The sequence below is a fragment of the Gottfriedia luciferensis genome (assembly GCF_002156865.1).
GTDB classification, from domain to species: Bacteria; Bacillota; Bacilli; order Bacillales; family Bacillaceae_G; genus Gottfriedia; species Gottfriedia luciferensis.
The window spans coordinates 33,363-47,461 of sequence record NZ_NCTA01000009.1; the positions used below are offsets into that span (position 1 = coordinate 33,363).

Annotated in this window: 20 protein-coding genes; 1 reads left to right on the forward strand and 19 read right to left on the reverse strand. The window is 29.6% G+C overall.

Annotation, left to right across the window (positions count from 1 at the left end; translation table 11 throughout):
* The first annotated feature begins 358 nt into the window (after positions 1-358).
* Complete coding sequence (locus B7R67_RS08915) at positions 359-589, forward strand: hypothetical protein (protein WP_088069590.1); 231 nt, start codon at positions 359-361, stop codon at positions 587-589.
* Positions 590-826: 237 nt separating this feature from the next.
* On the opposite strand, the gene B7R67_RS08920 is transcribed toward B7R67_RS08915, so the two are convergent.
* From B7R67_RS08920 to B7R67_RS09010, 19 genes are all read right to left on the reverse strand, one after another.
* Positions 827-1,408, reverse strand: coding sequence for a hypothetical protein (locus B7R67_RS08920; RefSeq protein WP_088069591.1), 582 nt, complete (start codon positions 1,406-1,408; stop codon positions 827-829).
* Between the two features lie 812 nt (positions 1,409-2,220).
* Complete coding sequence (locus B7R67_RS08925; protein ID WP_088069593.1) at positions 2,221-2,766, reverse strand: GNAT family N-acetyltransferase; 546 nt, start codon at positions 2,764-2,766, stop codon at positions 2,221-2,223.
* 185 nt (positions 2,767-2,951) lie between these two features.
* Positions 2,952-3,530, reverse strand: a complete 579-nt coding sequence (locus B7R67_RS08930; protein ID WP_088069595.1) for a dihydrofolate reductase family protein — start codon at positions 3,528-3,530, stop codon at positions 2,952-2,954.
* A gap of 280 nt (positions 3,531-3,810) precedes the next feature.
* On the reverse strand, positions 3,811-4,440 hold the full coding sequence (locus tag B7R67_RS08935; RefSeq protein ID WP_088069597.1) for a CatA-like O-acetyltransferase: 630 nt from the start codon (positions 4,438-4,440) through the stop codon (positions 3,811-3,813).
* Between the two features lie 150 nt (positions 4,441-4,590).
* Positions 4,591-4,896, reverse strand: a complete 306-nt coding sequence (locus tag B7R67_RS08940) for a hypothetical protein (RefSeq protein ID WP_088069599.1) — start codon at positions 4,894-4,896, stop codon at positions 4,591-4,593.
* Between the two features lie 346 nt (positions 4,897-5,242).
* Positions 5,243-5,632: a hypothetical protein gene (locus tag B7R67_RS08945; protein ID WP_088069601.1), complete on the reverse strand. Its 390-nt coding sequence runs from the start codon at positions 5,630-5,632 to the stop codon at positions 5,243-5,245.
* Between the two features lie 719 nt (positions 5,633-6,351).
* Positions 6,352-6,579: a hypothetical protein gene (locus B7R67_RS08950; protein ID WP_088069603.1), complete on the reverse strand. Its 228-nt coding sequence runs from the start codon at positions 6,577-6,579 to the stop codon at positions 6,352-6,354.
* Positions 6,580-6,782: 203 nt separating this feature from the next.
* Positions 6,783-7,280, reverse strand: a complete 498-nt coding sequence (locus tag B7R67_RS08955; RefSeq protein WP_088069605.1) for a hypothetical protein — start codon at positions 7,278-7,280, stop codon at positions 6,783-6,785.
* A 136-nt stretch (positions 7,281-7,416) separates the two neighbouring features.
* On the reverse strand, positions 7,417-7,635 hold the full coding sequence (locus B7R67_RS08960; RefSeq protein ID WP_088069606.1) for a hypothetical protein: 219 nt from the start codon (positions 7,633-7,635) through the stop codon (positions 7,417-7,419).
* 421 nt (positions 7,636-8,056) lie between these two features.
* Positions 8,057-8,461: an arsenate reductase (thioredoxin) gene (arsC, locus tag B7R67_RS08965; RefSeq protein WP_088069730.1), complete on the reverse strand. Its 405-nt coding sequence runs from the start codon at positions 8,459-8,461 to the stop codon at positions 8,057-8,059.
* A 10-nt stretch (positions 8,462-8,471) separates the two neighbouring features.
* Positions 8,472-9,113 (reverse strand): aquaporin, encoded by a 642-nt coding sequence (locus B7R67_RS08970; RefSeq protein WP_088069608.1) that lies wholly within the window; start codon positions 9,111-9,113, stop codon positions 8,472-8,474.
* A 27-nt stretch (positions 9,114-9,140) separates the two neighbouring features.
* On the reverse strand, positions 9,141-9,575 hold the full coding sequence (locus B7R67_RS08975) for an ArsI/CadI family heavy metal resistance metalloenzyme (protein ID WP_088069610.1): 435 nt from the start codon (positions 9,573-9,575) through the stop codon (positions 9,141-9,143).
* Positions 9,576-9,634: 59 nt separating this feature from the next.
* Positions 9,635-9,952, reverse strand: coding sequence for an ArsR/SmtB family transcription factor (locus tag B7R67_RS08980; protein WP_088069732.1), 318 nt, complete (start codon positions 9,950-9,952; stop codon positions 9,635-9,637).
* A gap of 203 nt (positions 9,953-10,155) precedes the next feature.
* Positions 10,156-10,404, reverse strand: a complete 249-nt coding sequence (locus B7R67_RS22845) for an NINE protein (protein ID WP_088069612.1) — start codon at positions 10,402-10,404, stop codon at positions 10,156-10,158.
* A 74-nt stretch (positions 10,405-10,478) separates the two neighbouring features.
* Complete coding sequence (locus B7R67_RS08990; protein WP_088069614.1) at positions 10,479-10,829, reverse strand: hypothetical protein; 351 nt, start codon at positions 10,827-10,829, stop codon at positions 10,479-10,481.
* A gap of 376 nt (positions 10,830-11,205) precedes the next feature.
* Complete coding sequence (locus B7R67_RS08995; protein WP_088069616.1) at positions 11,206-11,673, reverse strand: hypothetical protein; 468 nt, start codon at positions 11,671-11,673, stop codon at positions 11,206-11,208.
* Between the two features lie 160 nt (positions 11,674-11,833).
* Positions 11,834-12,079 (reverse strand): hypothetical protein, encoded by a 246-nt coding sequence (locus B7R67_RS09000; protein WP_088069618.1) that lies wholly within the window; start codon positions 12,077-12,079, stop codon positions 11,834-11,836.
* 797 nt (positions 12,080-12,876) lie between these two features.
* Positions 12,877-13,239, reverse strand: a complete 363-nt coding sequence (locus tag B7R67_RS09005; RefSeq protein ID WP_088069620.1) for a DUF2294 domain-containing protein — start codon at positions 13,237-13,239, stop codon at positions 12,877-12,879.
* A 346-nt stretch (positions 13,240-13,585) separates the two neighbouring features.
* A complete protein-coding gene (locus B7R67_RS09010; protein WP_088069623.1) occupies positions 13,586-14,095 on the reverse strand; it encodes a carbonic anhydrase in 510 nt (169 codons plus the stop codon).
* Positions 14,096-14,099: the final 4 nt, after the last annotated feature.

The window sequence follows — 14,099 nt, forward strand, 5'->3', positions numbered from 1 at the left end:
TAGTTATACCTGCCTTCAAAAAGAAATTATAATTAATTACTTTTCGACATTTTTGGCAAAATTCCTTGAAAATAAAATAAATCATTTTTTTAGAAAACAAGTTGAATAAAGTCTTAATTTAATGAGTCTAGTAAAATCGTTTATCAACCTCAAAATTATGATTCTCTTATCATAATAAAGAAGGATTTTGAAAATCACCGTTCATCCTTTTCTACTTTTGCAGAAAGCCCATGGTTTAATTAAGATGAGTCGTAATTGTTGTGATTTAAAACTTTATATTAAAAAATGAGGATAGAACTGTTTTTCCGTCTATTTTTTGGTGAGATTAGAAACACTAATAATGACAGGAGGAATGAAAATGGAACATTACGAAGCATTTTTACGTAGCAAGAATTGGATCGATAACGATCTTGATGCAAGGTACATAAATAGAAACCACCCATATGCCATTCTAATTTCTGGAGAGGAAGGACAAATTAACTTAAGAGGAAATACAGGCTCTGATAACGGACAAAGCGGTGAAGAAATTTTCACTTTCACTTCATTAAATGAGCTCCAGGAATGGTTTGAAAATAATATAGGAGAATAAAAATAAATTAAGTTTTCAATTGTTCAAAATTGATTCCCTTCTACAGGACAGTGTATGTTTATGGGAAAAAATCACTAAGGCTATCTCACATAGCCCTAGTGAATTCAAATTTTTGACCTTCTGTATCATTCATTTTCAATCTATCAATCGCCTATAATAATATGTAGCTAAAGCAAACGAAAGTTGTATAAAAACCATCCAAAATTTAGGACAATTTACGAAAAACAAATAGATAGACTATGCTCTTTTTTTCTTTCGTATTTTTAAAATAATAAATAAAATAATGGCACAAATACATCCTATTAAAATAAAATTTAATAGGGTTCCATAAATATTTCTTTGAAAATTTTCTTGGTAATTTACATTTTTAGTTGGCTTATTTCCTTCCCCTAGAATTGTTAGGTCTTTTTGTGCTAAGCTAAGCTCTTTTGTGGAATCGCACATAGTAGTCGTTAGTGATTGAGAGTTCCCCCCATACATTTTAGAATCTCTAGCATAAACAAGATATTTATCTCCTTTGGTGAAGTTAATTCCACAATCACCATCACCTTGTCCTGTTTTAATTATTACTTGAGAACTATTAATGCCTTTCCACGTTTTGGAAACTTCGAAAAGAACTTTTTTATAGTTAGGGTTTGAAAATTTTGTCGTTTTAACATCAATTACTTTCCCACTGAATACAGTCTTAGATCGAGAGAATTCATGTTGAACAGTTTGTTCTTTTAAACATGAACAAGCAAATGTTGCACGTGGCTTTAGCGTTAATATTGAAGCACAAGTCAATAAAAATAGAATTAAAAAAATTACGTATTTTTTCATCTAATCAACTCCAAATAAGAGACTTTCCTTCTCGTTTCTGGTATTTTAATATTTACTAATCCCCAAAATATGTTAATAACTATATTCCATTAAAAGTTGTTAAACCCTTTATCTAATTAAACTAATGTAAGCTAGTGCAACAAAAATAATCTTATCAAATAATTGCTAAACTTTCGTTAAGGAAGTTTAGTGATGTTTATTTCCACTGCAGTATGCTCGCTTTCCATGGGGCGAAACCTGAGCCTCCTCGGCAAGCCTGCGGGGTCTTTAGCCCTTCCGCATTTCCCATAGGAGTCGAGCATCCTTTCGTTCCTATCAACTTATTGTTTAATAAAAGTATTCATAAAAAAACGATTTTAATTTAATCAGTTTAAGCGACAAATTCAAAAAAGCATCGACTTTTAAGATTTGAATTCATTTTTCTAAAAATTAGTATTTAAATAATTTAAACTTTAAAAAGAAGATAAGATCTAAGTAATGATTTGAGTTTGACGGAGTTATAAATATTGCTCAAAACATATTAAATTTATATTCTTTAATAGAACATCAAAAAATACTAACTTTACATAAAATTTACTTAATGTCCTTTTTTATATTGACCATTATATATTTCAACACTCTGAACAAAAATAGGCTACCGTAGTAGCCTATTTCTGTTAAACGATTGCATTCGTAAGTTGGATTAGATCTCTGATTTAATGAGGAAAAGATTAGTAAATGCCAAAACAATATTGATCCCACTAAATTCTAGTGGAAATTCAATAATGCCATGATTTACGGTATAGCATGTAGACAAACCTTAGTTTAATAGTTTAATTCCACTCGTTTACTAATAGAGCGTAAATAACATGGTCTACATAATGATCATACAACCACTCAGCTTGCCTAATTTTACCTTCTTCAACAAATCCAAATCTTTCAGGAAGTGCTCTACTTTTTTTATTTTCAAAAGCAACACTAACTTCAATTTTATTCAGTCCAAGATCCTTAAATCCATAATCAATTAAAGATTTAAATGCTTTTGACATAATTCCTTTACCTTGAAAGTTTTCCCCTAACCAATAACCTATTGTTCCAATTTTATTTGACTTATTAATCTCGTTAAAACCGATTGTACCGGCTATTTTCCCTTTATAAATAATAGCAAATGACCTTGGTATTCCACCATTTTCAGCAAATGATTTCAATCTTGCATTAATGTTTTGAGCAGTATCTTCAACACTTTCAATGTAATCTAACCAACCAAGCCATTCTTTTAAATAAGCCTTTGAAGTAATCGTTAAATTATAAAATTCTTCAGCATCATCAATATTGAACATTCTTAACGACACATCATCGTCAATCTTATTTATTAACATGTCTTTCCCCTCGCTTGTAAAATCGTTATTAAATATTTTACCAAAAATATCCTATTACTTTATACCTTTAATTGAACTATTCTATCATTTTCTTCAAAAAAAAAAGCCGCGTTTAAGCAGCTCAAGTTCTTCCTAATTAATTTAACATCACTTTATCTAATTAGCTTTCAAACCATATTTAATAGTTACGATTTTACAATATTATAAGTAAGGCCAATTACTCCAGATTTAAATGTTTTGTTTTCTACAAGTGAAAGGTTGCGTTTATAGTCCGAGCCCTTAAATAAAGGTAGACCACTTCCTATAATAACTGGAGAAATAGTCATTTTAATTACATCAATTAAATTAAGTTCCATAAGACTATGTGCAAACCTTGGGCTTCCTAAAATAATAATATCTTTACCTGACTGTTCTTTTAAGGTTTTAATTTCTTCCTCAATATTTTCTTTTACTAATCTTGAATTATTCCAATCAGCTTTTTCAAGCGTAGTAGAAAAAACAACCTTTACTGTTTCTTCTATCCACTTAGCATGTTCAATTTCATATTTTGATGCTTCAGGGTTAGAAGGTACTGAAGTCCAATAATTTTTCATCATTTGATATGTCCCTTTTCCCCATAACACTGTGTCCACAGTACTTAAAACTTCTCTAGCATGCTTTTCTAATTCTTCATTGTAAGACACCCATCCAATATCCATTTCACCGTTTGGTCCTTCTACAAAACCATCTAAAGAAGAATGTAAAAATAAAATAACTTTTCTCATAAAATCCTCCCAATTCCTAAAGTTTAGGTTGTTTTCTTATAAATATATAAACAATGAATTACTAACTGTTATGAAAATATTTCTATTCCGATATTCTTCCCAATTCTTACATTCTTCAATTTGGAAAAAACTTTTTAATCTCTGTATTTTTCACTTCAAACCTTTGACGATTTCCCTGTTTTCTAAATAGATTGATACGAACAATTAGCACAATAGAAAACACTGACAAAATTTCCAATCATCATCCTATTCTTCAACAAGTATTACTATTTAAAATTATTTAATCAATATTCATTGTTAGTTTTTCAAAAAATTTTGCTACATGAAATCCATCCACTGTTGAATGGTGAGATTTAATCGTAATAGGGATGAATAATCTCCCGTTGTGTTCAGAATACTTTCCAATCGTCAAAATTGGCTTCAAATAACAAGATGAATTAGCAATATTTAACGAAAAATGTTCATAACTCACCCAAGGGATAGCTGATATATCAAAAGTGTTTAAAGGTTGATTAACTTTAGGAAACATTTTATTGAAACGATCGTATTTTCCAACTTCTCCTTTATAAGCAGATTGAAATTCCGCCATACTTTCAAGTTGATCTAACCAAATACATTGAAATTTTTCTTTTACTTTATCAAAAATTGTAAATGCTGGAATTAAGTAATCCCAATATACTAATTTATCTTCAATAAGATCATAACGGTAGTTTTTGATAGAGTTAATAGATTTCGTAATATTAAAAATCATAAATGCATAGAAGCTATAATTATTATTTTGGCAATATTCAACAGCATTTGTTACCTCTATTTTCGTTGTCATTTCATGAGTAACATTTAAAGAATAGTAGTAATTGTAATATTCTTTTCTCTCCCATTCTTCTAAATCTACAACATGGTATTCAGACATTACTTCACTCCTTACTTGAACATAATCTATTAATTCTTTCTTTAAAATGATATTACCTTCTTTAGCGACTAACGAAGTGATGTTTACAACGAATTTGCATTTGCTTTAATAAAAAATGAGCCGCTTCTGTGGCTCATAAAAGTTTAAATTTCAATCTAATTCCTTGATATACTCTTCTCTTTCTTTAAAAGCTTGTTCTACGATTTCTTTCGATACCCCATCTGGAATATGAAAGGAAATTGAATTCATGTAATCCTCTGGATATTTATTTTCTAAAGAGAAAATTGTAACATTATAAACGTCAAGTTTGGCACTCGTTAAAAATTTGAGTAACTGATAGACCTTATCTACATGGTCTAAATCACCTTTTAGTTGAATGTCAAATATTTTATATTCATTAGACTCGAAAGCTAAATCAAGATTTTGATTGAATACTGGCATTTCATTTTTATTCAAATAGTCATAACCAAGACTCCTTAACCCACCTTCAAATTACTTGAAAAGTGCCGATTTTTCAATATAGTAAGAGTATTGTGCAAAATTTGTTATATTCGGCGGTTCATAAGGTGTTGAGCTTTGACGTTCAAAATCTGACATTGAATAGATAGAAATACCTACTCTTGATCTTCAACTAAATCATGCATTAGTTGATTGAATATTCTCGATCAATACATCAATGTTTGTAATAAATCCAACTTTTCTTATTTAACTATTTTACTATTTACTTCATTATAAAGATCGACTAAATAGCTCATCATGTTATTAAAGCATTCGTTTGTTGAATAGAATAAAACTGTTTAATTTATTTATTCCATCCTTTTTCTACATGCAAGATTACATATTTTTTAGTCCACATTTCAGTTTCAACAATCAATGTTTGTTTACCTCTTTTGAAAAAGTACGCCGAACCATTTTCCGAATCTAATGTCCATCCCTTTTCTCCAAGCATTCTTCTAATTGAACGAAAACCAGTTCCCTGTTCAATACTCTTTCCTAGTTCAGATCGAGTAATAAACCATTCAAACCCATCTTCATCCCCTATCTTCACAATATTCTTTGGTGAGTCTTTTAATTTTGAAATGACTTCTTTTTTACTAACCGACGAAATAGGTAGCGGTGGATAATAAACTTTACTTTCAAAAACCACAAAAACGATTGCAACAAACAATACAGGAATTAGCCATTTTTTCATGTGTACTCTCCTCATGAATTTGATATCTATTTATAACTTTATGTACTAGTTTAATTATTCTATACTAGTTCAATAACAGTCAATCGGGTTATTTTGTCCTTGAATTTATTGTATTTTTTATCTTTTTGTTAAGTTAAAAACAAAAACACGAGCAACATAAAATAGCTCGTGTTCTTAAACTATAGTATTCTTTTGTTTATAAGGTTATTTCAAAATATCCTAGAATTTTTCTTTCATAAATTCTTGGATGGAATTTATTTTAACTAAATCCTTATTATTATATTTTGTCCTTCTATAACCATCTATTGAAGATTTTTTATATACCTTAAGATACTCTTCTATACTCAGTATTTTATACTTAGTCTTGTGAAATTTACTATTTTTAAATTCTTATATTCTATTTCTGCAAATTGATAAAGATCCTCTCGTAAGAAAAAGCAATATTAAAATTATTGTTTTTGAATTCATGTTCACTTAAATCGACTAGTTTATATCCGATCGATTCAACTGTTAATTGCAAACTATTCCATTTATCCATTATAAAATCATGTGCTACTATCTATATCCTGGGGGAAATTCTATTCCCGTGACTTTCTGAAGACCCAAAGATCCGAATAATACAGGTATGATATCGAGTTATTTATTTAATATGTTTGAAATTCTTAAAAACTCTGCTCTTAATCTTCAACTAATGCATGCGTTAACTGAATTTATGGAATCTAAAATTTCTTTTCTTTTAATTCTTTCATAAAGTCTTCAAGCTCTAATTCTTTCTGGGTGGGTAGTGCTTTAGTAATTCTCTTATTAATATTGAATAAAAAATATAAGCCTCTAATCAATATGCCAAAAAATAAACCAAAAGAAATAGCTCCTCCAATTGCTGGTGGTAACCAAAAAAGGAAATATCCAATGATTGTAAATAAAACAACTAATAAAATTAAAAACATGCTTATTTGCCCTCACATTAATTATTTTAATAATGATATTCGATAGCATTTTATTTTTTCCTTTTATTACCATTAACAGCTTACGTTAAAATGATGTTTTACATATAAATTTTTCTAAAACTTATGTAAATAACTGCCTTTATCCGCTATTTGAGTTCAACTAAAGCATACGTTAGTTCAATAAGGAAATATATATGTTAATATCATTTAACTAATATTTCTTTCTCAAAAGTAATGCTCATATAACGATATTTAATAATTATTTTATTTATTGATTTATTTTGTACTACACTAAGCCCATAAATTTTATCTTTTTCAGTTGAAGTGCCATTGTTTACTTTTTTTAAACTATAGGATGGTGATGTATTTGGTTCAATATCAATAGAATTTATATCCTTAAATACATATTTTTTATCCTCATTAAGTGAATCTGTTATAACTAGTGGTTTTAGAGGATTGCTTACTTGGATTTTTACATTTAAAGGCCGTTCATTATTATTAACTAATACATCTGTGATATTAAATTTTTTCGAACCTTTATTCCCTATTGCTATAACTACACCATGCTTATTTTCAGTCCAACCAATTGTACCACTTTCTAATGGTGGGGATGGAGGGTTTCGCTTCAAAAAAGGTTTTATTCCAAATATTATTAAACTAACTATTGCTAAAACAAATACGATCTTTTTCAAAATTGACATGATCATTTCACCTCACTTTATGTAACAATTCAACTTCATATACAACTTTCCTTCCAGTTACTAAAATAAAAAAGCTGCATATTAGCAGGTAATGTTCTTATATAACACTGAGCTTTAGTAGCATAAAAACCATGAATCATTTTTTCTTGTTAATTAAATAGATTCCAATACCAACTACTATTATTAGAAGCAACCAAACTATCCATGGAATTCCATTATTAGTAGATAAACCTCCACCATCTTTTAAATACGCAATAGATTGTTTTATGGAATCAGATAATCTTTCAAGTGAATAAATAATCGCCAATGTTAATAATGATAAGGCAATTAGAACATACCCCCAAGTCTCTTTCATTTAGTTCTCCTTTCAAATTTGCTATACTTTAAGAAAGTAACTTTAAATCATTAATCTTCTATAATAGATATATAATATATATTCTGTTTATTATTTAAAGAGTCCTATTCTTATCGAACTAATCTGCATTTTACTACCATAAAAAAGAGTACCAATTAGGTACTCCTGATCTTCATCTAACGCCTGATGCAATAAATTATATAATGTCATATTAATATGCTCTACTTTGTCTTAAATTAAATTAATACCTAATTATAACTACTATTTTTACCTACTACTCTACAACTTTTATTAAAGGAGATAATAAAAACCATCACTTGAAGTCGCTTATTGAACACTTTATAATTTCTTTGGTTTTCCACTTATTAAAACGTACTATCTTATAAAAAAAGAACCTTCTATGGTAGAAGGTCTTTTTTAATTACTCACCAGTTTCTGCAAACTGTTTAATACGTTCTCCTATTTGGTTACGGACTTTTTGGAACACATCCCATTCTTGTCCAGCAGGATCATCAAAACCCCAATGAACACGTTTTACATGTGGTGGTGTTACTGGACATACATCATTCGCATGTCCACACAAAGTCACAACTAAATTCGCATTATTTAAGATGTCATTATTAATTACATCTGACGATTGATTACGTATATCGATTCCCACTTCGTCCATAGCTTTAATTGCATTTGGATTTACACCATGCGCTTCAATTCCGGCTGAAAGGACGTTCCATTCATTTCCTAAATATTTTTTCCCCCAAGCTTCTGCCATCTGGCTACGGCAAGAGTTTCCTGTGCATAAAAAGTAAATTGTTTTTTTAGACATAATGTATTCTCCTTTAGTTTTCATGAAGTGTTTTATAAATAATTGCTGCACAACTCGCTCCAAAAATAGTTGCTACAATATAAATCCATAAAGAATGTGTTGCACCGGATAGAATTGCTGGACCAATCGAACGTGCAGGATTCATGGATGCCCCACAAATCGGACCTGCAAACATTGCTTCTAGTCCAACTGTTGCACCAATTGCAACTCCTGCAAATGATTTAACAGCTTTTCCATGGATTGCTGATCCCATAATCACCATCATTAAGAAAAAGGTCAAAATAAATTCCAATATAAATGATTGTTGCCAGGAACCTCTTGGGAGGGTAGCTCCTAATGAAGCCACGTTCCCAAATAAACCAAACAACGTTGCACTCGCAGCCAAAGCCGCAAGTAATTGAATCATAATGTAACTGGCTGCTTCTCGCTTCGTTACTTCACCATGAATGAAAAAACCAATCGTCACAGCAGGATTAAAATGGGCACCTGATACATGCCCAAAGGTATAAATTAATGCCATGACGACAAGGCCAAACGTGAAAGCAATCCCTACATGCGTTAAACTGTTCGTTATCGCATTAATGACAATAGCACCTGTTCCAGCAAATACTAAAAAATACGTTCCTAAAAATTCTGCAATTAATTTCTTTTTCACGTTTCTACACCTATCTAAGTGGACTTTTTAACAACATTGTTTCGTTGTAGAAGCAGTTGTTACACAGCAGCTTTCATCTTTTACGCTGTGAACTTCACTATCTGCTTTTGTATAGAAGAATTCCCATTCGTTGCCATCTGGATCTGTTACCCAAAACTTATCTTGAACCGCGTAGCAACAGGTTGTATCCATTTCTTCACGTGCAAAGAAGCCTTCTTTTTCTAGTCTTGCCTTGTGAGCTAATATTTCGTCGGCCGTTTCAACTTGAAAACCAAAGTGATTTACTTGATTACCACCAACTTGATCATGAACGTTTAGTGTGAAATTAAGACCTGGATTTTCTAACAGGAATTTCGCATATCCTTCTTTCACTTTAACAGGTGTTACACCAAATACCTTTTGATAAAAAGCGATTGATGCGTCTAATTTTGTAACGTTAACCCCTACATGAACATACTTCATATAGAATTCCTCCCTCAATTTAATTAATCAAAAAAAATTGATTTAATGATTAAAAAAAATTAACAACAATTACTGTTACGTTTAACATTATCTGATTTTCGGAAAATACAACAAAGCTCTTCTGATAACAAGCCGTTAACTTCTGTGTCATTCAAATCATAATAACTCCATGTACCTTTCGTCTCTTTTACAATGAGCCCTGCATCCAGTAAGATTTTCAAATGATAAGAAAGCTTTGATTGTGTCATATCAAACGCTTCCGTTAAATCACATACGCATGTGCTTCCTCTTTGACAAAGCTCATACATGATTTCAAGACGCTTCTTATCAGCTAACGCTTTGAATTTCTGCTCATATTTCTGAAACTGTTGTGTCATCTCAGTCATATACTTTCTCCTTCATCAAATTTTATTGATGAATTAAGTATATGTTAATTTACCGAATTAAGGCAAGTATTAATCAAAAAAATTTGATTTAATTAATATTCCTTATTAAACATACTTCCACCATATAGCGAACAAGAAGTTGATAAATTAATTATCAACCTCTATTTGTTGTTAAACTAACGATATCGTTAGTTTTACAACAACAAAATTTGAAGTAATCTTTTAATCTTCAAAATGATGGACTCACAGAAAAGATTTGCTTTTTCTAAATCCTGCCTTATTCTAGCTAGATCTTTAGGCCAACCAATAAACAGTAATCCGAGAGTAAAGAAGTAAAGTATACACATACCTGGTTTTCTAAAATAAAACTTATGCGCTCCAAATATCCCTAAGTATGCGGTTCTTTTTGATTTCACAGTAAATCCCCTGCAATTTTTTATCATATGTATATTCTACTTTTTTCCTTAAAATAAAAAGAGCCCATAGAAGTGAGCTCCATCATTTTAACTAATTAATTCTAGCTAATTATAGGTTTCACACTTTCACGAAGGCCATTGTTAACTAATTTAGCCATATTTAATAGAAGTGTCTTAACCTGAATAAAATCTTCAGCTTGTTCTAAATCAAAGAAAACGACTAAGTTCTCATTGTTATTTTTAGCCATTTTTATCTTGTATTTACGTTTACGGAATATTTTTTCAACCATTGATCCACGAACTATTGAAATTCTGTAGCTGTCATTATTATAAACTTCTCCAGCATCAAATCCGTTGTATGAATACTTTGTATAGGTGTTAGTTGGTTTCGATATAGTAATCTCTAAGTTCTTATTGATGATAAATTCTTTCAGTAGGTCAATTTTAGACAATTTTAAATCCTCCTAGCCTAAATGGCTTTTCTTTTATTTCGGATAGTCACCTCTGAAATATTAAAGGTTAGAGCTCAGATTGGCTCTCCTTCCTATAAAAACATGAACTCAACTAATTTTATCATATTAATCCAAATTACAATAATATTTCGTCGAATAAGTAATATGATATTATTTTTTAGTAGGAATAAGACCAAACTTTTAATATAGTTGGAACTAAATAAATACTCTCTTCTCCATATTTTACTATTGATTTAATAACGTTTATAAAATTTCTTATTGAATTATCCTGCCATTTAACACAATTAAAAAGACTGCCGAAGCAGCCACGACGTTGTTCAACTAACGCATCAGTTTGTTCTAATAATTACTCAAATTATTCGATTACTAAACAACAGCATTTATGATCGCGTAAAATCTTAAAGCTATCTTCAGAAATCTTATTTAATGAATGAGATTTTACCTGTTTTGTCTTTTTATCTTCTCCAAATAAAATTGACCAAAGTTCAACTCGATCTTCTGTTTTAACGTTTAATCTTACATAATCAGTAAGTTGTTTTAAAAATTTAGAACCGAAATCCCCTTCAAGCCAGTAAATATACTTTTTCTTAATATAATGTTCCAAACCATTTGGTAAATTATCACATGATAAAATCTCTAATCCACCCATTTCCGAATCGTCCTTCGCATAAAGTATAGTTAACTCATCGTCTATATTTCCCCATATTTTCATATCAAGTTTTGGCTCAATTTTCTTTAGTTCTCTTACCTTAATTTGAATAAAACCACTATTATCTACCTCTACCAGTGCGTTATCTGATGCAATAAATTTATATAAAGTCATATTAATATTCTCCACTTTGTCTTAAATTAAATTAATACCTAATTAAAACTAATTTCACCTACTATTCTACAACTTTAATTAAAGGAGATAATAAAAACTATCTTGAAGTCGCCTATTGATCTAACTTATACATTAGTTAAAGAAGAAAGTTTATAAACACCTATGAAAAAATTAATTTATTGATAATATAAACAATTAATAACAAACTAAAATACTTTATAATTTCTTTGGTTTTCCACTTATCAAAAAAAGTAACGATGATAAAAACATAAAGTACAGACAGAATTAACATTATAAAATCTGATAAATGAAAAAAGTATTGTAAACATGAAAAAACTATAATAATTACGAATACATGAAGACCTTCTAAATCATTTTTATCCTCTTCTTTTACTTCATAACTCAAATCTTTCACCTCAATTAATAAGAACATGACAGCGAACTAAAGCAATCGTTAGTTGATTTTTTTTCAATTCCTTGAATAAAAAAAGAACAGCCATTGGCTACTCTCGCTGTAAAACTAACGCATTCAATAATTGAATAAGGTCATTTCAAATTACGACCTTTTAATTTTTTTAGCTAATCTATAAAATAGTGTAAACACTGCAACTAAAATAATTAAAACTAAACCAGGAAAAAGAATGTTGAGCATTTTGAAACCTACCTTTTTCATATTTTATATCTATTAATTCGACAAATCTTCTTCTATTTCCTTTGGATACATTATTCTACTAAAAGTCTTCTCATGATTGTTTGACCTTCAACTAATGCTAGCTTTAGTTTCATAAGGGTGATTTAAATAGTTATGTACCAATTAATTTTTATTGCTACTTTTCTTTTGTTTAAGAATTTCCGCTGGAACAACAAATGAAACGCAAATAAATGATATAACTACTAATATAGACATTGTATATCCAATGTCTTTTTTTGTTCATACAAAAGTCAGACAAAATCGTGATCACGTTTTTCAACTCTTGCATGCGTTAGGTAATTAAAAAGCCGACCCAAACTGGTAATTAAGTAATTTCCAAAGAAATTTAGGCTTTTAACAAAAAAACATGTGTATAATGTTGGATATTAAAAAAAAGAATCTTCAATGAAGATTCTTTTTTTTAAAGTGATCTAATACAATCGTTATTTCACGAGATACTATGCTTCAGTAAATGGTAATACAGAAATGATGGATAGCATGCTTCGAATAATTTAAATATTTTTCTCAAAATCATTAAATAATTTAAATATCATCACTCGTTCACCCGTACGAGAGCTTAAATCGGTATGAAAACTTTTCACTTTTTCCCCAGTTATTTTTAAGATAATTTCCTTAAGACCTTCTATCCCTGATTCTACTAATTCCGAACGAGTTTTCTTTATCGTTAAAATTCCCTCTTTTGTTTCACAAACAGTATACTCAGCTGGTGTTAAAATGCCTTGTAAATTTACTATTATCATATCCCGTAATATATCTGTTTTAACATTTACAGAACCACGCCCAAGAAAGTCCTTTTCCCATTGAGTAATTGCCTTACTTATCTCAGATTCATATGAACCTTTAGATAACTTCATTTATATTACATCTCCTATCAATCAAAAAAATTGTTATATTTTATACAATTCTTTCTGTTCTTTTCATCCTTACAAAATAAAGTTGGATCCCCCCTTTGTCAAACCCTTGATCTAAAAGTTAAAAAGATGTTTGCTATATTGACAAAGCTTATTTTACAACATTAATTAAAAATCTAATATCATAAACTTAATATACACCTTCAACATAAAAATTCAATTTTACTGAATTCTTGTGAGATCTATTGCCTACTGTTTCTAGTAGATTTTCACTAGGATTGCGACTCTTTTTTCATGTATGGGAGGGTTTAGAGGTAACCTCCGTACTATTCAAAACGACTAGTGATGATCAAGTAGAGCTTGAAACTGTTTTATCAGTAGGAACATCCACAATTGAGAGTTTTTCATCATAATTATTGATGATTAAACCTCGAACATTAACATAAGACGGAACTAATGGATGATGACGAATGATCTCAACGCTTTTTTCAATGTTGTTACTACCAATTAACCAATCATCGACCGAACCATTTGTAAATTCGGGTTTACAATTTTGAAAAAGATACTCCAATTTTTGGATTTTATCTTTTAGTGTATCATGTTGAGTTAATAATTTAACTTTGGTGTCAGTACGATTATCTTTTGTTCCTATAACAAAAATCTCTTTAACATTTTCCTCATAAATAGCAATGATAACAGACCTCATTATTTCTCCAAAAGGATGTGAGATTACAGAATTATAGCTTTGTATAGTTAGAATGTTTTCTGCTTGAATATTAGTCACTTCTTGTAAAATACGCTCAATTCCGTATTCTATATCAGTTATAAATAATACTTTTTGATTTTTATCTAAATTCATATAG